The 20,188-nt window shown below is 74.4% G+C and carries 13 protein-coding genes; 6 read left to right on the top strand and 7 right to left on the bottom strand.

Annotated elements, in window-relative coordinates:
- Positions 1–4: 4 nt before the first annotated feature.
- Positions 5–343, top strand: coding sequence for a histidine triad nucleotide-binding protein (locus WMF12_RS47365; protein WP_437856695.1), 339 nt, complete (start codon positions 5–7; stop codon positions 341–343).
- A 40-nt stretch (positions 344–383) separates the two neighbouring features.
- Here WMF12_RS47365 and WMF12_RS47370 read toward each other — a convergent pair whose 3' ends face one another.
- Genes WMF12_RS47370 through asd form a run of 3 tightly spaced genes read right to left on the bottom strand, consistent with a single transcriptional unit; the run spans position 384 to position 5,553 of the window.
- Positions 384–2,438: an FAD-binding protein gene (locus tag WMF12_RS47370; RefSeq protein ID WP_437856705.1), complete on the bottom strand. Its 2,055-nt coding sequence runs from the start codon at positions 2,436–2,438 to the stop codon at positions 384–386.
- A gap of 20 nt (positions 2,439–2,458) precedes the next feature.
- Positions 2,459–4,831 carry a methyltransferase domain-containing protein gene (locus tag WMF12_RS47375; RefSeq protein ID WP_437856712.1) on the bottom strand — a complete coding sequence of 791 codons (2,373 nt, stop codon included), beginning with the start codon at positions 4,829–4,831 and terminating at the stop codon, positions 2,459–2,461.
- The gene (asd, locus tag WMF12_RS47380; protein WP_437873965.1) at positions 4,828–5,553 is read right to left on the bottom strand and encodes an archaetidylserine decarboxylase; all 726 of its coding nucleotides are present in this window, start codon (positions 5,551–5,553) and stop codon (positions 4,828–4,830) included. Before asd ends, WMF12_RS47375 begins: the two co-directional genes overlap by 4 nt.
- Before the next feature lie 546 nt (positions 5,554–6,099).
- On the opposite strand from asd, the gene WMF12_RS47385 reads away from it, so the two are divergent.
- Both WMF12_RS47385 and WMF12_RS47390 read left to right on the top strand, forming a co-directional pair.
- Positions 6,100–6,942: an MBL fold metallo-hydrolase gene (locus WMF12_RS47385; RefSeq protein WP_437743285.1), complete on the top strand. Its 843-nt coding sequence runs from the start codon at positions 6,100–6,102 to the stop codon at positions 6,940–6,942.
- Between the two features lie 56 nt (positions 6,943–6,998).
- Entirely contained in the window at positions 6,999–8,480 is a 1,482-nt protein-coding gene (locus WMF12_RS47390) for a sigma-54-dependent Fis family transcriptional regulator (protein WP_437856741.1), read from the top strand.
- Between the two features lie 93 nt (positions 8,481–8,573).
- Here WMF12_RS47390 and WMF12_RS47395 read toward each other — a convergent pair whose 3' ends face one another.
- The 4 genes from WMF12_RS47395 to WMF12_RS47410 form a co-directional block, all read right to left on the bottom strand.
- A complete protein-coding gene (locus tag WMF12_RS47395) occupies positions 8,574–9,179 on the bottom strand; it encodes a hypothetical protein (protein ID WP_437856748.1) in 606 nt (201 codons plus the stop codon).
- Between the two features lie 143 nt (positions 9,180–9,322).
- The gene (locus WMF12_RS47400; RefSeq protein ID WP_437856752.1) at positions 9,323–10,888 is read right to left on the bottom strand and encodes a hypothetical protein; all 1,566 of its coding nucleotides are present in this window, start codon (positions 10,886–10,888) and stop codon (positions 9,323–9,325) included.
- On the bottom strand, positions 10,885–13,740 hold the full coding sequence (locus tag WMF12_RS47405; RefSeq protein ID WP_437856758.1) for a DUF4175 family protein: 2,856 nt from the start codon (positions 13,738–13,740) through the stop codon (positions 10,885–10,887). Before WMF12_RS47405 ends, WMF12_RS47400 begins: the two co-directional genes overlap by 4 nt.
- A gap of 78 nt (positions 13,741–13,818) precedes the next feature.
- Positions 13,819–15,105, bottom strand: coding sequence for a GNAT family N-acetyltransferase (locus WMF12_RS47410; RefSeq protein ID WP_437856761.1), 1,287 nt, complete (start codon positions 15,103–15,105; stop codon positions 13,819–13,821).
- A gap of 170 nt (positions 15,106–15,275) precedes the next feature.
- Here WMF12_RS47410 and WMF12_RS47415 point away from each other — a divergent pair, with 170 nt between their 5' ends.
- The 3 genes from WMF12_RS47415 (at position 15,276) to WMF12_RS47425 (ending at position 20,108) form a co-directional block, all read left to right on the top strand.
- Positions 15,276–17,270, top strand: coding sequence for a DsbA family protein (locus WMF12_RS47415; protein ID WP_437856775.1), 1,995 nt, complete (start codon positions 15,276–15,278; stop codon positions 17,268–17,270).
- A 161-nt stretch (positions 17,271–17,431) separates the two neighbouring features.
- The gene (locus tag WMF12_RS47420) at positions 17,432–18,640 is read left to right on the top strand and encodes a hypothetical protein (protein ID WP_437856780.1); all 1,209 of its coding nucleotides are present in this window, start codon (positions 17,432–17,434) and stop codon (positions 18,638–18,640) included.
- 136 nt (positions 18,641–18,776) lie between these two features.
- Entirely contained in the window at positions 18,777–20,108 is a 1,332-nt protein-coding gene (locus tag WMF12_RS47425; RefSeq protein ID WP_437856788.1) for a phosphoribosyltransferase family protein, read from the top strand.
- Positions 20,109–20,188: the final 80 nt, after the last annotated feature.

The raw sequence follows: 20,188 nt of genomic DNA on the forward strand, positions 1-20,188 counted from the left end.
GGCCATGTGCATCTTCTGCAAGATCGCGAACAAGGAGATCCCGTCGAAGGTCGTGTTCGAGGACGAGCACGTCATCGCCTTCCACGACGTGAACCCGCAGGCGCCCACGCACGCGCTCGTCATCCCGAAGCGCCACATCGCGGGCATCGCCCAGGCCACGGCCGAGGACGAGGCCGTCCTCGGCCGGCTGCTCCTCGCCGCGCGGCGGGTCGCAGAGCTCACCGGCATCACGGAGAGCGGCTTCAGGACCGTGGTGAACAGCGGCGCGAACGCCGGCCAGACGGTCTTCCACATCCACGTCCACGTGATGGGTGGAAGGCCGATGGCCTGGCCTCCCGGCTGAACGCCGTCCGCGCTCCGAGTGAGCGCCGCGCCGACCGCGCTCAGCGGACGCCGCGGGCGGCGCTCACCGCCGCGTCGAGCCACGCCGCCTCGTCGTCACGGAGCGACGGCTGCCTCGGCAGCGCGGTCGGCAGGGCGCGGGACCGCGACGCGCCGTGGGCGCGGAGGTGCGCGGACGTGATGGCGCCGACGCGCCCACCCACGCCGAGGAACAGCGCGAAGAGATCGGGGCCCACCGCGCGCCGCGGGGCGGGCCGCACCGCGAGCTCGGCGCCGGACGCGAGCCGCGCGGTGAACCCGGCGACGAGGTGATCGACCGGATCGCTCCACGGATCCGGGGCGCCGGGGGCGCCCGCCGCGATCCACGCGTCGAGCGTCAGCTCGGGCGAGGTCGCGCTGAAGTCGATCGCCAGCGTGAGGCCGCGCTGCTCGAGGGCGCGCTCGATGTCGCCGAGGCGATCGGTACCGGCGGCGTGCACGAGCATGGAGTCGCCATCGAGCACAGGCGCCGCGGGCGGCGGCGGCAGCGGGCGGCGCGCGGCGGGGGACGCCTCGCGCGGGAGCAGGTTGCCAGGGTTCATGACGCCGGCGGGGTCGAAGACGCCGCGGAGCGCATGGATGACGTCGACGCCGAGGCCGAGCTCGGCGCCGAGCCGCGGCGCCTTGCTGCGGCCGACCCCGTGGTGATGCGAGAGCGTCCCGCCGGCGTCGATCGCGGCGTCGAGGGCCGCTCGCCAGGCCGCGTCGTACTTCGCCTCGGCCGCCGCGACGCTCGGCGCGCTGCCAGCGAAGGTGAAGTAGATGCTGCAGCCGTCCGGGTACGCGTGGGACAGGTGAGCCATCACGAACACGTGGCGCCCGAGCGCGCCGCGCACCGCGCGGTAGAGCCCGTCGAGGCGCGACCAGGGCGCGGCGACCTCCATGGTGTCGCTGAACGCGCCCGCCATGAACACGGGCGCCTGGCGGTAGCTCACGCTGTAGCGGTGCGCGAGCCAGTGGCGCGCGGGCTCCTCGCCGAGCGGCCTGGCCCCGCCGCGCTCCGCGATCGCCGCGGCGCGGGCGAGGTCGTCCGCGCTCGCGCGCGCCGTGCCCTCGAAGATGAGGATGAGCGTCGCGCCGCGGAGCACGCGCGACCCGACGCCGTCGACGATCTGGTTGAGGAGCCCCGGCGCGCGCAGCAGGCCGCGCAGCACCGCGGCGCCGGCCCCAGGGCCGCGCGCGCCGTGCCCCCGAGCGGCCGCCCCCTCGGAGGATTCATCGACTGCGCCGGCGTGGGCGCGCTGCCGGCGCACAGCGCCCAGCCGGGCCATGAAGGAGTCGAACGGGTCGTAGAGCCGCGAGACCGCCGGGCGGAGGCCGGCCTGGAACATCGCCCGCATCGCGTCCCATCCGGCCTCGACGCCGGGGAACGAGAACGCGGCGAACGCGCGCGCCGGCGGCGCCGGGTGCAGCCGGAGCGTCGCGGCGGTGACCACGCCGAGCACGCCCTCGCTGCCGATGAGGAGCGGCGTGAGATCCGGGCCTCGCGCGCGCCGATCGAAGCGGACGATCTCGCCGCGGCCGACGACGCACTCGAGCGACGCGACCATGTCCTCGATCTTGCCGTAGAGCCCGGAGCACTGGCCGGCGCTGCGCGCCGCGACCCAGCCCCCCACGGTCGAGCAGAGGATGGACGACGGGAAATGGCCGAGCGTGAAGCCCTCGGCGTTGAGCTCCTCCTCGAAGCGGATGCCGAGCGCGCCGGCCTCGACCTCGACCGACGGGGCCTGACGATCGAGCGAGCGGCGGCGGGAGAGCCGCTTGAGGTCGAGCACGACCGTGCGCTCGTCCGGCAAGACGCCGCCGCACACGCCCGAGCCCGCCCCGAAAGGCACCAAGGGGAGCCCCTCGTCCGCGCAGAAGCGCACCACCTGGGCGACCTCCCCCGCGGAGGACGGCCAGACGATCATCCCGGGCCGGTGCTCGGCGATGCGGCCCTCCGTCACCGCGAGGTGATGCCGCGGCCAGAGATCGCGGGCGTAGGCGATCTGATCGACGGGGGAGGCGCTGCGCGGGATCCCCGGCAGCGCGCGCGCGATCGCGGCCTCGAAGCTCATTCGCGGGGAGCCCTAGCGCCTCAGCTCCGCTCGGCAAGGACGATGAGCCGCGGCGACTCGGAGCCGAAGAAGACGCCGGGGTGCGCAGGGTGTCCGGTCACCTCGGTGACCTTGAAGCCCGCTTCGTGGAGCACCTTGCCGAGCTCGTGCAGCCCGTAGAGGCGGAGCGAGTAGTCGAGCTCGCGCGAGCGGCCGTCCTCGAACATGACGGTGCGCTTCACCTTGAGCCTGCTCGTGAAGAAATCCACATGCATTTCATCCATGCAGACGCAGCCGTCCCCCTCGAACCAGACAAGGCTCGGCTGGCGGGACGCCACATAGTCGCGGTTGACGATGTCGAGCAGGAGCATCCCGCCCGGGCGGAGGGCGCGGCGGATGCGCGCGAGGACATCCGCGTTCTTCTCGTCGTCGAAGTAGCCGAAGCTCGTCGACCAGCAGTAGACGCCGTCGAAGGTCTCCTCGAACGTCATCTCGCGCATGTCGCCCTGGAGGAAGTTCAGCTTCTGGCCGCGGTCCTGCGCTTCGTCGGCGGCGCGGGCGAGCATGGCGAGCGACAGGTCGTAGCCGACAACGCTGTAGCCGCGGCTGGCGATCTCGATCGCGTGGCCGCCTGCGCCGCACGCGAGATCGAGGATCACCGCGCCCTTCTCGACGCCGAGCCGCTCCTCGATGAAATCGACCTCGCGGCGAACCACCTTGCTGTCGATCTTGTCGAGCGTGCGCAGGAAGTCGTCGCCGAAGAGCTCCTCCCACCACGGGCGCTTCCGGCGCGCGGCGGGCTCGGTCGAGGGGCCGGAATCGTGCTCGACCTGCTTCGCCGCGGGCGCCGCGGCGGGCGCCGCGGGCCGCGCGGACGCGGACGGCTCGCCGTGCGACGAAGGCGCCGACACGGGCGGCGCCGACGCGGGCGGCGGCGGCACCGAGCTCGTGAACGTCGCGAGATCCGGCGATGCTAGCGCCTGCGCGCGCGGGCGCCGCGGCGGCAAGGGAGGCGGCGGTGGCTTCTTGGGGTGCGTGGCGTGCGGATCGGCCTGCGCGGCCGAGCCCGGGTCGGCGAGCTCGGCGTCGCGCTCGGGCTCGACCTCCTCGAGCTCGACCTCGGTGCTCCTCGGCGGCACGGTGATGCGCGTCGCGTCGCCCTGCGCCTGCTGGCCTTCGCCGCCCGCGGGAGAAGCGCCCGACAGCTCGGCCTTCGCCTCGGCGACGGGCTCGGACTCGGGCTCGAGCTCCGCGACCTCGTCCGCGCCCGCCCCCAGCGGCCAGTCCAAGGGGTGCGCGTCGATCTCCGGCGCAGAGGCCTGCCTCCTGGGCCGCCTTCGAGGCTGCGGCTGGAGGGCGTCGAAGGCGGCGTCGCGCGCCGTCGGCGGGCCCTCGGAGAGGCCTTCCGGGAACGACTCGAGGCCCATCCCGGTCGGGACATCGTCCGGCCGGATCCTGAACTGGAGCGGCGGCCACTCGTGCTCCGCCGGATCGGTCAAGAGCGGCGGTCTGGCGGGCTCGATGGCCAAGGTGACCGGCGGCACCGGCGGCAGGTCCGACTCGATGCTGACAATCTGCAGCGGCCGGATCACCGCGACCGAATCGGGATCGATGATGAGCCCGCTCGGCGCCGGCGTCGGCGGCATGCTCGAGGATTTCGGTGACGGGCGCGGGACCGCACGGGGCGCGACCAGCTCGGCCAGGTTCGCCGCCGCCGCCGTCGCCGCCGCCGGCTTGCTGGGGGGCCTGGATCCATCCAGCGCTGGCTCGCTGGGATGCCTGGGCGCATCGAGCGTCGGGTAGCTGGGCCGCCTCTCGGAGGCGCTAGGCCACCCGTCGTCGTCCGCCTCGTCGCGCGAGCGCTGCGCCGCGGCATCCTCGGGCACGGTGGCGCGGTCGTGCGTGGCGACCTGATCGTCGCCCTGCTGCGCTGCGTCTCCAGACACGTTCACGAGCCGCCGCGAGCGCCGTCGCCCGGTCTTCGCGCCCTCGCCGCGCTCCACCTCCGCCGCCCGCTCCACCTCCGTCGCGAGCGACTGCCAGGACCGCCTGGAGCTGGGGTTCGTCGGCAGGGGAGCGCCGTGCCGCGAGCGCTCCGTGGGCGGTCCGGCGATCCGCGGGTCGAGATCGAGGTCCGGGATCTCCGCGATCTGCCCGCTGGAGCTCCCGTCCGCGATGCCCGCGATGACATCGAGGCGCGGCAGCGGCGTCGTCGTCGCGAGCTGCGGGCGCGCGCTGGGCGAGCGCTCGGGCCGTGGAGCGGACGCTCGCGCGAGGAGCGAGCCCTGCTCTCCCTGCGGCGCCGGTGCGGCCGCGTTCCCTGCCTCGCCCGGCAGCGGCGCGCCGGGCTCTCCGGAGGCGCCGCCTTCCTGGGCGGGCGTAGCCAGGGGGTTGCGCGGCCGCTCGCTCGTCATCGCTGGCCCCCTCCGTCCAGCGGCTCGCCGTAGAGGATCGGCCCAGGAGCCCTGCTCCAGGGGGGCGCCACCCCGCGCTCCACGAACATGACCGCGGTGGATCCGAGGTGGAACTTGCCGATCTCCTCGCCGCACGCGACCGGAAGTGCCGGCGAGATCGTGTGCAGGCCGAGCGGCACGTCGCGCGCGTCGACGGCGCTCACCGTGATCCGTCCGACGATCATCGCGCCCACCATCACCACCGTAACGCGCCCCTGGCGCTCCGTGTCGATCACGATCGCGACGCGCCGGTTGCGCGCGAAGAGGCCCGGGACGTGGCGTTCGCCGATCGCGTTCACCGGGAACAGCTCCCCCGGCATCGAGCGGATGAGGCTCACCCGCCCGGCGACGGGCGAATGGACCCGGTGGTAGTCGCGGGGCGACAGGTAGACGATCGCGAACTGCCCGCCGTCATAGCGCGTGGCTTCTGCGGGGTCGCCCACGAGGTCTTCCACGCGGTAGGGCTGCCCTTTGATGGTCAGCCGCCCGCCCTCGGTCACGGGGCCGATCGCTTCGACCCGTCCGTCGGCAGGGCTGGTGATGGCTCCGGGATCGGAGCAGACAGGGCGCATCCCCTCGCGGAGCTTGCGCGTGAAGAACGCGTCGAAGCTCTCGTAAGGGCTCGTCAGCACCTCGGCGGCGTCCATGTCGACGCGGTACGCGCGCGCGTAGAGCTTCACCACCGTGCTCAAGACGGCGGCGGGTGCTCTGGCGTCGCAGAGGCGGCCAACGGCCCGGGTAATGCGCTCTCGCGGAAGCACCCGCAACAGCTGTGCGGCGGCGTAGGTGGCAACGGTCATTGTGCGGAGCAGCGGTAACGATGCGGGAAAGAGAGCGGTGCAGGAATGCTAGGCCTCAGGAAGGACCTTGGTCAACGCTCGGGTCAGACGAACCTTCCAGCGTCGGCGCGGTCCCCAACCAGCGAGGGAGCTCAGCCTTGACGCGACGCACAGCGCGATCCGAGGCGCGACGCCAGGCCCGTCCCCCGCGCCCCACGTTTCTCCACGTCGCTGCGAGCGCGTCAATCGCGAAGCGCCGCTCCGCGCAAATGGGGGCGCGAGGGCCCGCAGGCCGTCCGCTCGACGCGCTCCATTCTGAAGCGGCGATCCGGACCTCGCGCTGCAACTTCGATCGACCTCCGCGGGCGCAGCAGAAAAGCGGAGCGATTTCAAGGGCCTGCCTCCTGGCACGCCGCTCGCTGAAGAGGGCCGAGGAGGCTCGCAACAACGATGGAGATCAAGTTCTGGGGAGTTCGCGGGAGCATCGCTTCGCCTGGGCCGGAGACGGCTGCGGTGGGCGGAAACACAAGCTGCGTGGAGGTTCGCTGCGGATCGTCGCGGATCATCCTCGATGCAGGGACGGGCGTACGCAAGCTCGGAGATGCCCTGCTCCGGGAGGGACCGGTCGAGGCAACGGTGCTGCTGTCGCACCTGCACTGGGACCACATCCAGGGTCTGCCGTTCTTCGTGCCGGCGTACCTGCCGAGCTCGCGGCTGTCGTTCGTGGGCAGCGCGCACGGGGTCGGGAGCCTCCGCGAGGTGCTCTCGACGCAGATGGCCGCGCCGAGCTTCCCCGTCCGCATGGACGAGCTCTGCGCGCAGATCGCCGTGCGGGAGGCGCGGCCGGGCGAGGCGTTCGATGTGGGCGAGGTGCACGTGCGGATCGCCAAGCTCAACCACCCGGGCGGCGTCCTCGCCTACCGCGTCGAGCACGAGGGCCGCAGCGTCGTCTACGCGACCGACACGGAGCACTACGCCTGCGTCGATCCGGCGCTGCGCGCGCTCGCGGACGGCGCCGACGTGCTCATCTATGACGCGCAGTACACCCCGGAGGAGTACCGCGGCGACGGCGGGCGCTCGAAGGTCGGCTGGGGGCACTCGACGTACGTCGCGGGCGCGGAGATCGCGCGGGCGTGCGGCGCGCGGAAGCTCGTCCTGTTCCATCACGACCCGCAGCGGACGGACGCCGGCGTCGCGGAGATCGAGCGCCTCTCCCGCGAGCTCTTCCCTGGCTCGGTCGCCGCGCGCGAGGGGCTCTGCATCCACGTCGAGGCCCTCGCGCGGGCCGCGTGATGACGCGGATGACGACAAGCGCGGCGCCCTCTATGCTGGACGCTGCTCCGCTATCCATGTCGCGCCTCTCGCTGCTCGTCGATCTCGCCTCCCTCCTCGCCCGGGAGGTCGACTTCGACGCCCTCCTCGGCACGGCGTGCGAGCGGCTCGCGAAGGCGCTCCGCGCCGACCGCGCGACGATCTGGCTCGTCGACGCCGAGCGCGGCGATCTCGTGACGCGCGTCGCCCTGCTGCCCGAGCTCCCCTCGCTCAGGCAGCCGCTCGAGCGCGGCATCGCCGGGCACGTGGCCACGACCGGACAGGTCGTGCGCGTCGACGACGCCTCGCGCGACCCGCGCTTCGATCCGTCGGCGGACCGGGCGACGGGCTACACGACGCGCTCGATGCTCGTCGCGCCCATCCGCGAGGACGGCGCCGCGCCGGTCCGCGGCGTCGTCCAGCTGCTGAACCGCGCTGGCGCGCCCTTCGACGAGGAGGACCAGCGCTACCTCGTCGCCCTCGCGACGCAGCTCGCCCGCGCCCTCTCGCTGACGACGCTCCGCGCTGCCGAGGGCGGCGGCCCGGGGGTCGTGCTGCAGGGGCCGTTCAACCGGATCGTCGGCCGGAGCGAGCGGCTGACCGCCGTGTACGAGAAGGTCCAGCTGGCGGCCCAGACCGACGCGACCGTGCTGCTCCGCGGGGAGACAGGCACCGGCAAGAGCCTGTTCGCCCGGGCGATCCACGTCAACTCGCGGCGCCAGACGAAGCCCTTCGTCACCGTCGACTGCACGACGCTGCCGGCGCAGCTCGTCGAGAGCGAGCTCTTCGGCCACGAGCGGGGGGCGTTCACCGGCGCGGACCGGCGCGTGCCGGGCAAGGTCGAGCTCGCCGAGGGAGGCACGCTGTTCCTCGACGAGCTCGGGGACCTGCCGCTCGACATCCAGGGCAAGCTCCTTCGCTTCCTGCAGGACCGCTCCTTCGAGCGCGTCGGCGGTCGCCAGTCGCTCCGCGCCGACGTCCGCGTCGTGTGCGCCACGCACTGCGACCTCGAGCGCGCGGTCGCCGAGGGGCGCTTCCGGAAGGACCTCTACTACCGCGCGCGCGTCGTCGAGATCGATCTGCCGGCCCTGCGCGAGCGCGGCCCCGACGACGTCGAGACGCTGGCGCGGCACTTCGCGGACGTCTACGCGACGAGGTACGGCAGGCCGTCGCCGCGCTTCGATCCGGACGCGCTCCGCCACCTCCGCGCTCATACGTGGCCAGGCAACGTGCGCGAGCTCGAGCACTGGGTCGAGAGCGCCATCGCCCTCGCGCCGGACGGCCGCATCTCCGCGGGGCACCTCCCGACGCGCCGGGGCGAAGGCGCCCCGCCGCACGCCGCCGCGGCGCCCGAGGGCGACGCGCGGGTGGCGCTGCCGCTGGGGCTCACCCTCGACGAGGTGACGCGGCGCTACGTCGAGGCGATGGTCCGGGCGTGCGAGGGGAACAAGACGGAAGCGGCGAAGCGGCTGGGCGTCGGCAGGAACACCCTGGCGCGCGCGCTCCGCGCGAAGCACTGAGGCCGCGCTGTGCGCGCGACCTCCTCCGGCCCGACGCCCGCGCCGCGCGAGGCCCGCGGAGACGCGGGCCGCGGGGCGCAGGCGCGACCCTCCTCACCCCGGGTCCACCGGGAACGTCAGGCCGATCCCGGCGATCGCCGCGACGGCCGATGTCTTCCACCGCGCGGCCGCGCCGGCCGTGAGCAGAGGGCGCGCCAGGACGACGTGCAGCTCGAGGAAGCTGCGCAGCTGGAGGTACCGCGCGATGCGCCACTCGGCGCCGCCGCGCGCGCCGGAGGTGAGCAGCCAGAGGACGTCGCCTTCCGCCTGGGTGACGCTCTCTGAGACGGGCGCGCGGACAGCGCCGAGCTGGAAGACGTTGCACAGGAAGACGTCGTCCCGGTGCCTGCAGAGCGACATGACCCCAAGCCCGACGCTGATGCGCCGCGGCCCGGCGCTCGGCAGATCGCTCGGAGGGCCGCCCAGCGCGACGAGCGCCCGCGCCTCGAGCGACACGGACAGGTCGGACCAGCGGAGAGCGGCAGCGGGCGAGAGGCCGAGGCCCGCCGTCGGTGTCAGGCCAAATGCCAGCACGGAGGACGCGCTGAACTCGCTGTGCACGCGCGGCTGCGGCGCGCGCTGCGTGCCGTGGGCGTAGGCCGGGGCCGGCAGGGCGAGGCCCAGCGCGATCATCAAGGGGATGCGACCAGGGTTCGGCATCCCGCGCACCGTAGGAGCGCGCTCCGGCGCGACGGAATCCGGAGCGGGCGCCCTCGCGAACAAACCGCCGCTCGCGCGCCATTGCGTCGAGCGGCGCTATTTCCTCGGCTCGCCGTCTTTTTTTGGATCTCGGACGCGACGGGCTAGCGCGCCCTGCGGCGCGCGGCCTCGCAGAGGGCCGAACGGAGGGGATCGCCGGGGAGATCGGGCGGCAGCTTCTCCTCGCAGGCCACGTCGGGGTTCAGCGGATCGAGCGCCGTGCCCGCCGAGAAGGCGCGGTCCCCGTCGGGGCCTCCGTGGAGCAGCCCGTGCAGCGACCACCACCGGCCGTAGCGGCTGTGCACGTCCTCCACCCGCTCGACGAGGGGCGAGGCGCTCGCGCGCTCGCCCGACGCCAGCAAGGCGGCGGCGAGGAAGCAGCGCACCGCCGGCTCGTGCGGCGCGAGCGCCTGCGCGCGCGCGTGCTGGACCGCGGCGGCGGCGTGGTGGCCGCGGTCGTGGAGCAGCTGGCCGAGCCGCACCCGCTTGCTCACCTCCTGCCGGTGCGGCATGTCCGCGCCGGGGGCGAGGTCGGGCGGCACGTCGGCCGGCACGCTGGCGAGGTAGGCGCGCCAGCGCTTGTCCCAGGCCGCGAGATCCGCGCCGGAGATCTCGGCGATCGCCCGCTCGAGGTCCGCGTCGCTGCTCGCGTCCTTGAGCCGGCGCAGGAGCTGCGGCAGCGCCGTGTCGCCCGCCTCCCTCGTCCAGTAACGGATGAAGCTCGCGACCTCGGCGAACACGACCGCCGCCTCCTCCGCGCTCGGGAGCATCGCGATCGAGGGGCCGATCTTGTCGAGCGGACGCCCGAGGCCCCTCTGGATGCCCAGGAAGGCGATCGCGTCCGCGGACGGTACGTCGTCCAGCGGGTCGGGCTCGCGCCAGCGGACCTCCTCGCGCTTGGCCACGCCCTCCTGCAGCCACAGCGGGGCGTTGTCGCGCGTCCCGCGCGACAGGGCGAGGTGGGTTATCTCGTGTGCGAGCGTGTCCAGCCAGGGGTAGCCGCTCGGCGTGGCGCGCGGCGAGAGCATCGTCACCCGCCCCCACTTGGCGATGGCGACCGTGCCCGTCGTCCGCGCCGCGTCCTCGGGCAGCCCCGTCATCGCGGAGAGCGTGAACTGATCGCGGACGAGATCGATCCGCAGCGGCCGGAGGAGCTCGACGCCGAGGTCCTTCGCGAGCACGTCGCGCGTCCTCGCCGCGACGTCGACGAGGAGCGGCACGAGCGCGCGATCGTCGTCGTCCTGGAGCCGCACCCAGACGCCGCGCTCCTCGTCGTTCACGACGACCGTCGCCGCGGTGGCCCGGGCGCAGCCGCGCGCGATGTCCCCGAGCGCCGCGCCCTCGGCCGTCGCCGCGAGATCGGGGCGCGCGAGGATCGCCGAGGCGGCGTCGCAGTCGCCCTCGTAGATGGCGAGGCGGCCGCGCTCGAGCGCGAGCGCGAGGTCCGCCGGATCCGCGTCCTTCAGGGCGTCCCGCGCCGCGGGGACGTCGATCTCCAGGATCGCGGCCCGGGCCCGCGCCGCGCGATCGAGATCGCCGACCGTGAGGCGTCCGGACGCGGTCGCCGACGCCGTCGCGAGCCCGGCGAGGATCGCCGCCCGGAGGCCGCGCCTCGCGATCGCCGTCGCCCCGCGCCGAGCCGTGGCCGCCCCACCGCCTGTGCGCGTCATTTCAGGAGCCCCTCCGCGTAACGCTTGACCGCCTCTCGCAGCCGCGGCTCCGAGGTCCCCCCGAGCCCCTCGAGCACGCGACGGCGGAACTCCTCGGGGCCCTTGTGCTTGTCCTTGTCCGGGATGTCGGCCTTCCTCGCCATGTTTCGATCCCCTTCCGACTCGGCGTCGCCGTCCTGACCCTGGTCCTCGCTGCGCGACATCTCGAGCAGCCGCTGCGCGTCGCGCTGGCGCTCGTTGCCGCCCTCGCCGTCCCCCTCGGCGAGGGCGCGCTGGGCGTCGCGCATCGCCTGCTCGGCCTCGTCGAGGCGATCGAGCATCTCCTCGGGCATGCGGCCGTCGCCGCGCTCGCCCCGCTTGCGGAGATCGCGCGCGCGGTCAGCGAGCGACCCCTCGCGCTGGCTCGACTTTCCAAGGCCGTCCCGCGCCCGCTCTGCCGCCGCCTGCCGCAGCTTGCGCAGCGCCTCCTCGGTCCAGGCCAGCTCCTCGGCGAGCGCCTGCTGCGCCTCGCCGGCCTCGCGAGCGGCGCGCTCCTCGGGGAAGAAGCCGCCGGCCTGCGCGCCGAGCCGCTTCGCGTCGCCCAGCGAGCGCATCGCGCCCCGGCCGCTCGTCACCGCTTCCTCGGGGCGGCCCTGCTCCAGCGCGCCCGCCATCGCCTCGGCCTGCTCCCTGCCAGCCGCCGCGGCGGACTCGGCCGAGCCCGGCGCCGCGCCCGGCTGCGGCAGGTCCCGCACGGCCTCTCGGATCGCCTCCGCGTGCTTCTTCGCCTCCTCCCGGAGCGCCGCGACGTCCTCGGGCCGCGACGCGCGCGAGAGCTCCTCGGCGACCGCGTTCGTCTCGGCGGCGTGATCGCGCGCGAGCTCCTCGAGATCCCGCTCGCTCTGGGCGACGCTCTCGTCGGCGTTCGACGCGTCCCCGGGGTCGGGCCCGCGCGGCGCGCCCGACTCCACCCCGCCGCGGCCGCCGCCGCCGAACGAAGGCTCCGGCCGCCTGAGCCGCGCCGCGAGGTCGCGCGCCGAAAGCTCGGCGTGCAGCCAGTCGCTGGCGCCGCGGGCGCGCGCGATCCGGCGCAGGTCGTTCGCGACGATCTCGCCGAGGTCGAGGCCGAGCTCGCCGAGCTTGCCGAGCTCGACCCCCCCGCCGCCCAGCACCGTGACGGCCGCCTCCAGGCGGACCTCGCCGCCCTCGCGGTCGCCGCTGCCCAGGAGCTCGGCCGCCGCCGCCGCCTCGTCCGCGACGTCGGCGAGCCGCTGCGCGACGGCCCGGGCGTCGCGGTGGCCCAGGCCGCGCAGGCCGGCGTCGAACGCGAGCAGCGCGCCCTCGGTCTCGTCGAGCAGCTCCTGGTGCGCCGCGCGGGTCGTCGACTTCCGCTCGGCGGCGAGCGCCGTGTCGAGCCGGGCCAGCTGACCTCGGGCGAGCGACGCGACGCGCCCCCGCACCCGCAGCCCGCCGTGATCCGCGGAGAGCGCCGCCTCGACCGCCGCCTTGGCCGTCGCCTGCACCTCGGCCTCGTGCGCCGCGTGCGCCTTGGCGCCGCCCGCCTCCGGCGTCCTCTGGCCGATGCGGTCGGCGAGCAGATCCGTGAGGGCGTCGCGCGCCTTCACGAGCGCGGCGTAGCGCCGCGCCTCGGGCTCGCCCACCTGCGGCGGGACGACCAGGATCGCCTCGCTCCTGCCCCACTTCGGGCCCTCGATCGGATCGTTGTCCCGCGCCTCGATCCGCACCTCGACGGGCACGTACGTCCTGCGGAAGAAGGGATCGCGCGCCCGGAGCTCGTAGCCTCCGCGATCGACCTTCGCGTCCGCCGCCGGCCGCGAGAGCACCCGCCGCTCCTCCTTCGCTCCGGCGCGCAGGACGAGATCGACCTCGCGCAGGCCGTGATCGTCGGTGATCTCGTAGCGGAGCGGGATGCTGGGCTCGTTGAGGAGCTTCACCGTGCGCGGCGCGCCCTCGAGCGTGACGCGCGGCGCGTCGTCCGGGATCGACACGACGCGCTGCGCGTCGGCCTGCCGGACGCGCACCTGCCCGAAGCGCGCGGCCGCCTGGAGGGTCGTCGACTCGCCGAGCGTCCAGCGGGCGACGACGCTGCCCTTGCCGTCGTCGACGAACGGCACCTCGGCGCCGCCGTCCGTCAGCACGAGCGCGCGCCCCGCGCGGACGGGGCGGCCGCGCACCGTGATCACGGTCCCTCGGGGCTGCATCGTCGGGGCGAACGGCAGGAGCTCCTCCGCGCCCTGGTGCAGGTACTCGGGCGGCGCCGCCGTCATCTCGACCTCCTCGATCCACGGCAGATCGAGGGGAGCCTCGCCGCCGCGGGCGGCGAGAACGTCCAGCCCCTCGACGACGCGCGACGGCTCGATCGCCGCCGCCGCGAGCGCCGCCGCGCCGAGGACGAGGCCCGCGCTCGCCCACCGCGTCGCCGCCTGGCGCGCGCGCTCGACGACGCGCGCCTGCGAGGCGCGGCCGAGCAGCCGCCGGAGGTGCAGGCCGGCGAGCTCCGGCGAGCCGACGCGATCGTCGGCCGCGGCGCGATCCGCGAGCGTGAGCGCCCGAAGGGTGGCGGCGCCGAGCGCCTCGTCCGTGCGACCGATGATCTCGCGCACCGTGCGCCGGGCGTCGCCGCGCCGCCGGCGCACGAGGATGGCCCGCGCGGCGATCGCCGCGAGCAGCAGCGCGAGCCCGGCGCCGGCGAGCCCGCGGGCGAGCGGCGACCCCACGCGCGCCACGTGCGCCGCGCCGAATAGCCCTGCGCAAGCGGCCGCGGTGAGCGCGCGGCGCGCGGAGGGGCCTACCTCCGCATCCCAGACGGAGCGCAGCCGCGCGATGGACAGGGCCGGCGCCTCGTTATCCATGAAGAAGCAAGGGTAACCGGCGGGAGGAGGTGGTCCAGCGGATCGGTGGGATCCCCCGGGAGGCGGGAGCCCGGGCGATCAGACGTCGAGCTCGCCGTCGGTCATGAACCAGCTCTCCGCGTCGAGCAGCACGCGCCGCAGCTCGTCGGGGAAGGCGGGATCAAGGTGGACGATGAGCCACCGCGAGCCGACGTTAGGCGGGTGGGGGCGGGAGAAGAACCCGAGCGCCCGCAGGCGGGCGCTGAACGAAGGGGGCGTCACGAGGAGCATGCCCACGGAGACGTGCCCCTCTCGCCGCATCGCCTGGCAGAGCTCGAGCAGCAGGGCGTCGAACGTGGGGCCGTTGTCCTCGCAGAACAGGTCGCTGATCTCGACCTTGTTGTTCCGCACCGAGTAGACGGCGTAGCCGAGCAGCCGCCCGTCATGCCTGTCGAGCATGCAGAAGAACCGGTATCGGACGTTGCCGAGCTGCGCATAGCGCCAGTTCAGGAACTGGGCGCTCCGCTCGCCGACGACCGGCCAGGGCTTCGCCCGCGACCACAGCGCGTCGAAGCGGTGATCGGCGGCGTCCACGAGCTCGGTGCGCACGCGGCTCCCCTTCGCGAGCAACGCGGCGGTGTCCCGGAGCGCCATCGAGGCATCGAGGGCGCTGCCCGCGGCCCGGACCAGGAGGTTGTCCGGCTTCACCGTCGCCCGCTGGACGGCGCGCTCCGCCGCGGTCGACAGCGCCTGCGCGAGCGGGGCGGGCGGGGCGCCCGGCTCCGCCGCCTCCCAGAGCGCGCGCCAGCGAGGGTGGGGGACCGCCGACGCGGCCCGCTCGGCGATCCGCTGCACCACCGCGCTCACGGTGTTCCGCTGCTCGCCTGCCGACGAGGCAGCGAGCTCGTTCAGCTTGTACGCGGCCATCAGGGGCCGGACCCAGATGATGGAATCGGCGATCTTCTTGTAGCCGGCGCGCTGGAAGATCGGGAATGAGGCCTTGTTGGGGAAGCCGAACACGAAATCGACCCCGGCGTCACGGCAGCCCCTCGCGAGCTCTCGCTGGATGCTCATGGCGGCCCCCGCGATGCGGTGCGCCTTGGTCACGCCGAAGTCGCCGAGCACGCCGGCCTTGAGCTTGCGCCCGTCGACAACCAGGTCGCGCGGATAGAACGAGCCGCTCCCGATGATCTCCCGCTCCGGTCCGTGAAAGCCCATCCAGGTCCGCGGGGGGCCGGCCGGGTTCTGCTCCTGGAACCAGCGCATCCGCCGCTCCACGAGCTCCTGCGATACCTCGCCGTGGGCGAGGTTCTCTTTCCAGAGCTGCGCGAGGACGTCCCTGTGCTCTTCCGGCTGGACGCGGGCGGCGCTGTAGACCTTCTCCATGGCTTTCCGGTGCGCTCTCCTGGCGCGGCAGAGCGGCGCGCCGCGCCCGTCATGGCCGAAGGCGGCGAGGGCGTCAATCGCGCCTGGCGGCGCGGCGAGGCGTTCCGCGCTGGGCACAGCGACGCCCGCGCGGCGAAGGCGTCATCGCGGAACCGGAGTACACTCGCGCGATGTCTCGCCGCGCCATCGCCGCCGTCGCCTGGCTCTCGTTGCTGTTCGCCCTGGCTTGCAGCTCCGCGCTGCCGCCGCCCCCTCCAGACGCTTCGCAGGCGAAGAGCAGCGGCGCCCCCGCGCGGCAGCCGGGCCCAGCCGCTGATCCGGGAGCGACGTTCGATGACGAGGTGATGGTCGCGGACGGCGACCCCGGTCCGGTGCCGGTGACCCGCGCGGATCCGGCGCGCGGCAGCCGGCTCGCGCCCGTGACGATCGTCGTGTTCTCCGATTTCGAGTGCCCCTTCTGCAAGCACCTGGGCGGCACGCTGAGGCAGCTGGAGCAGCGGTACGGCGCGGAGCGGCTGCGGGTCGTGTGGAAGAACTTCCCGCTCGCCTTCCACAAGCAGGCTCGGCCGACGGCCGAGGCCGCGATGGCGGTGTTCGCGCACGCGGGTCCCAAGGCCTTCTGGGCGTTTCACGACGCCATCTTCACGGCCGACGAGCGGCTCTCGCCGGAGGTCCAGGCCACCGCGCTCCGGCGGGCCGGCGTGACCCCCGGCCAGATCCCGCAGCTCGTCCAGCAGAGCAGGGCGGCGCAGAAGGTCGACGCGGACATGGCGCTCGCCGGGCGGCTCGGCGTGAACGGCACGCCGGCGGCGTTCATCAACGGCGTCCTCCTCGTCGGCGCGCAGCCGGCGGAGCGGTTCGCGGAGATCATCGACGCGCAGCTCGCCGCGGCGCAGGCGCTCCGCGCCGAGGGGACGCTGCCGGAGAAGATCTACGCGGCGCTCGCGAAGAAGAACTTCGCTCCTCCTGCCGAGGAGCCCGACGACGCCGAAGAGGAAGGCGACGGCGGCGTGGTGCACCTCGTGCCCGTCGGGGACTCGCCCGTGCGCGGCGCGGATACGGCGCTCGTCACGATGGTGCTGTTCAGCGACTATCAGTGTCCGTTCTGCAGGCGGGTCACGCCGACGGTCGAGAAGCTCAGGGCGCAGTACGGCGACAAGCTGCGCGTCGTCTGGAAGGACCACCCGCTCCCGTTCCACCCCCGGGCCGAGCCCGCTGCAGAGCTCGCGCGCGAGGCCCGCGCCCAGAAGGGAAACGACGCCTTCTGGCAGGCCAACGATCGCCTCCTCGCCGGCGAGGCCGCCCTCGACGACGCCGCCCTCGAGGCCGTCGCCGCGGACCTCCGGCTGAACGTCAACGCGGTGAAGCGCGCCGTCGCCTCGCACAAGCACGCCGCCAAGATCGAGGCCGACGTGGATCTCGCCGACGATCTCGGCGCCCAGGGGACCCCGCACTTCTTCATCAATGGCCGCAGCCTCGTCGGCGCGCAGCCGATCGAGAAGTTCCAGGCGATCATCGACGAGGAGATCGCCAAGGCGGAGGCGATGGTCGTGGCCGGGACGCCGCGCGCGAAGGTGTACGAGGCCATCCAGAAGCAGGCGGTCCCGCCGGCGCCGCCGCCGAAGGTGTCCGTGCCGCCGGCGCCCAAGGGCCACCCCAGCAAGGGCGCGGCTACGGGCAAGGTGGTCATCCAGGTGTTCTCCGACTTCCAGTGCCCTTTTTGCGCGCGCGCCGCCGCCACGATGGACGAGCTCATCAAGGCGTTCCCGGGCAAGGTCCGTGTCGTCTACCGCCACCTGCCGCTCCCCTTCCACCCGGAGGCGCAGCTGGCCGCCGAAGCGGCCATGGAAGCGCTCGCGCAGAAAGGGCCGGCCGGCTTCTGGAAGATGCACGACCTGCTCTTCAAGGCTCACGACGCATCGAACCTCGACCGCGCGGCCCTGGAGCAGCACGCCGCGAGCCTCGGGCTCGACGCGGCGCGCTTCGCAAAGGCGCTCGACGAGCACACCCATCGCGCCGCCGTCGAGGCCGACGCGCAGGCCGCGCGGAGCGCCGGCATCACCGGGACTCCCGGGTTCGTGATCAACGGTTACCTGGTCAGCGGAGCCCAGCCGCTCGCGAAATTCAAGAAGGTAGTTCGGCGCGCCCTCGGCGAAGCGAACTGAACACGACCTGAACACGCGCGACACGCGCGTCCCGGCGGCGCGCGCTCCGGCTCCGGGCTCCAGGACCTGCGCTCCGAGCGATCTGGCGCTCGGCTCACCATGTGCGTTTCCCGGGGCGCCTCCATCGATATTGCGCTTCGAGCTCGTGATAGCCTGTCGCAATGCCCAAACCGCGCGGTCGAGGGACATCGGCCGAACCCAGGCGCACCGTCAAGGCATCGAGCGGATCCGCGCGCGCGCGGCGTCATGGCAAGGCGGTCGAGCGCGGGGGCGCGAAGGCGGGCCCGCCGGCCGCGCTGCGCGACGGGCAGGAGCGGGGGGCGCCCGCAAGCTCGCGCGCCAGGCCCAGGAAGGCGAAGGGCGCGACCTCTCTCGTGGAGGCCGCCGTCGCGAAGCGACCGGCAGCGCCGGGGAAGCGCGCGGCGGCCGAGCCACCGGCGGCGCCGAGGATGCGCCCCCCGAGAGCGCGCGCTGGCGAGCAGGCCAGCGCCGCGCCGCCGAAGCGCCGACCCCGGAACGCGAAGGCGAAGAGCGGAGCGGATGACGCGGAGTTCTCGCCGCCCCGGCCGCCTGAGCTCGACTGGGACGACACGCCCTCTGAAAGCGCCGAGGAGGTCCTCGCCCAGCGCTGGGCGGCGCGGGGGGAGGAGCTCTTCCAGCAGCTCGAAGGCCACGGCGCCGCGCTCCACGAGTACCGCGCCGATCTCAAGGAGGGGCGCTTCGTCTGGATCGCGCCGAGCGGGCGCGTGTCCGCCGAGGCGAGCGCGCGCCTCCTGTGCAGCTGGTCGTGCGCGACCTCGGTCCTGGTCATGGCGTGGGCCGACCCGCTCGCCAGCGGCGCCGGGATCGAGCGCATCGACGGGATGCCCGCGGAGCAGGACGGCATCGACGAGCAAGGCGCCTGGCAGATCGCGATGAGGGCGGCCGACGCCTGCAACGCCGCATACCTCTATCGCGTGTCCTCGCCGCAGGCCTGGTACTTCCTTGCGCTCGACGGGCTGACGTTCTCACCGAAGCGCACTTCGTTCCATCCGGGCGCGCCGGTCTGCCTCGTGCTGCGCGCCATCGGCGAGGTGCGCGAGGCGATCGCGTCCCGCGCCGAGCCCGCCGACGTCGTCCGCGACAGGATCTCGGCGCTCAGCGACTCGCTGTTCCACCAGGCCAGATATGCCTATCGCGACACCGATTGGGTCGCGCGCCTCGATCGGACCGGCTCGTGCCTCTCGCACCTCGCGAAGCGCATCCCACGCGCGGGCTTCAGCGCGATCGCCGCGGGCCAGCGCATCGACGAGTGGCTCGAGCGCGAGCTCGCGGTCGAGCTGATCAACGCGCTCTCGCTCATCGAGGACGAGTGGAGCCTGTTCGGTTGATGGGGCGCTGACGGGCGCGGTCGAGCCCGTATCGCGGTCAACCCCCCGCCCCTCGTCGCGTCGCGCGCGGCCGAGCCCGCGCCGCGCGGCACCGCTCTTGAAGGGGTCGCAGGAGCGGACGTGAGGGGAGGGGGCGATGGGGCGAGCGAAGCTGTTCGAGGATCGCAGGGACGCGGGGCGCAGGCTCGCGCAGCTGCTCTCGGGGTACAGGAGCGAGGCGCCGCTCGTGCTCGCCCTGCCGCGCGGCGGCGTCGAGGTGGGCTACGAGGTGGCGCGCGCGCTGGGCGCGCCGCTCGATGTGTGGATCGTGCGCAAGCTCGGCGCACCCGGGCAGCCGGAGCTCGGCCTGGGCGCGATCGCCGAGGGGGGCGAGGTGTACATCGATCGGGGCCTCGTCGCGATGCTGGGGATCTCCGAGGCGGAGCTCGCCGAGATCGCGGAGCGGCAGGCCGCCGAGGTGGAGCGCGGGGTGCGCCGGTACCGGGGCGACAGGCCGATGCCCCGCGTCGAGGGGCGGACGGTGATCGTCGTGGACGACGGCATCGCGACCGGCGGGACCGTGCGGGCCGCGCTGCGCGACCTGCGCAAGCGCTCGCCGAGGCGGCTCGTGCTCGCCGCGCCGGTCGCCGCGCCGTCAAGCCTGTCGTCGCTCAGCCGCGAGGTCGACGGCATCGCTTGCATCGAGGAGGACCCGGGCCTCCAGGCGATCGGCGCCTACTACGAGGATTTCTCGCAGACGTCGGACGACGCCGTCGCCACGCTGCTCGCCGAGGCGCGGCGCGAGGTCCCGAGGCCGGAAGGGGCGGAGCGGCCCCTCTTCGTCGAGGCAGGGACGGCGGCGCTGCCCGGGGACCTCGCGATCCCGGAGAGGGCGGGCGGCCTCGTGATCTTCGCGCACGGCAGCGGCAGCAGCCGCAGGAGCCCTCGCAACCGCTCGGTCGCGGAGGCGCTCTGGCGGTGGGGGCTGGCCACGCTGCTCTTCGACCTGCTCACCGACGAGGAGGAGGCGGAGGATCGCCGGAGCGCCCACCTCCGCTTCGATGTCGATCTGCTCGCGCGGCGGCTGCTCGGGGCGACGGACTGGGCGCTCGCGCGCCCCGAGCTCCGTCACCTCGCGGTCGGCTACTTCGGCGCGAGCACCGGCGCGGCGGCCGCGCTCATCGCCGCGGCGGCGCGGCCGCGCGTCGTGGGCGCCGTCGTGTCGCGCGGCGGCAGGCCCGACCTCGCGGGCGCGGCCCTGGCGATGGTGCGCGCGCCGACGCTGCTCATCGTGGGCAGCGCGGACACCGAGGTGCTGGCGCTGAACCAGGCTGCCCTCGACGACCTCGCGGGCCCGCGCCGCCTCGCCGTCGTGCCTTCCGCGACGCACCTGTTCGAGGAGCCGGGCGCGCTCGCGGCGGTCGCCCGGCTCGCCGGCGAGTGGTTCGCGCAGCACCTGATCGCGCGAGGAGCCGAGGCGAGGGCGTGACGCGCCGGCGCCCGGCGCGAGCGCTGGCCGAGGCGAGAGCGCCGCCGGCCGGCGCCCGGCGCGAGCGCTGGCCGGCGCGG

Origin of the sequence: Sorangium sp. So ce363 (genome assembly GCF_051520435.1) — a bacterium.
Lineage (GTDB): Bacteria > Myxococcota_A > Polyangia > Polyangiales > Polyangiaceae > Sorangium > Sorangium cellulosum_B.

Coding starts and splice junctions, on each gene's coding strand:
- WMF12_RS47365 (WP_437856695.1), top strand. CDS start 5: ATGTGCATCTTCTGCAAGATCGCGAACAAGGAGATCCCGTCGAAGGTC.
- WMF12_RS47370 (WP_437856705.1), bottom strand. CDS start 2,438: ATGAGCTTCGAGGCCGCGATCGCGCGCGCGCTGCCGGGGATCCCGCGC.
- WMF12_RS47375 (WP_437856712.1), bottom strand. CDS start 4,831: ATGACGAGCGAGCGGCCGCGCAACCCCCTGGCTACGCCCGCCCAGGAA.
- WMF12_RS47385 (WP_437743285.1), top strand. CDS start 6,100: ATGGAGATCAAGTTCTGGGGAGTTCGCGGGAGCATCGCTTCGCCTGGG.
- WMF12_RS47390 (WP_437856741.1), top strand. CDS start 6,999: ATGTCGCGCCTCTCGCTGCTCGTCGATCTCGCCTCCCTCCTCGCCCGG.
- WMF12_RS47395 (WP_437856748.1), bottom strand. CDS start 9,179: ATGCCGAACCCTGGTCGCATCCCCTTGATGATCGCGCTGGGCCTCGCC.
- WMF12_RS47400 (WP_437856752.1), bottom strand. CDS start 10,888: ATGACGCGCACAGGCGGTGGGGCGGCCACGGCTCGGCGCGGGGCGACG.
- WMF12_RS47405 (WP_437856758.1), bottom strand. CDS start 13,740: ATGGATAACGAGGCGCCGGCCCTGTCCATCGCGCGGCTGCGCTCCGTC.
- WMF12_RS47410 (WP_437856761.1), bottom strand. CDS start 15,105: ATGGAGAAGGTCTACAGCGCCGCCCGCGTCCAGCCGGAAGAGCACAGG.
- WMF12_RS47415 (WP_437856775.1), top strand. CDS start 15,276: ATGTCTCGCCGCGCCATCGCCGCCGTCGCCTGGCTCTCGTTGCTGTTC.
- WMF12_RS47420 (WP_437856780.1), top strand. CDS start 17,432: ATGCCCAAACCGCGCGGTCGAGGGACATCGGCCGAACCCAGGCGCACC.
- WMF12_RS47425 (WP_437856788.1), top strand. CDS start 18,777: ATGGGGCGAGCGAAGCTGTTCGAGGATCGCAGGGACGCGGGGCGCAGG.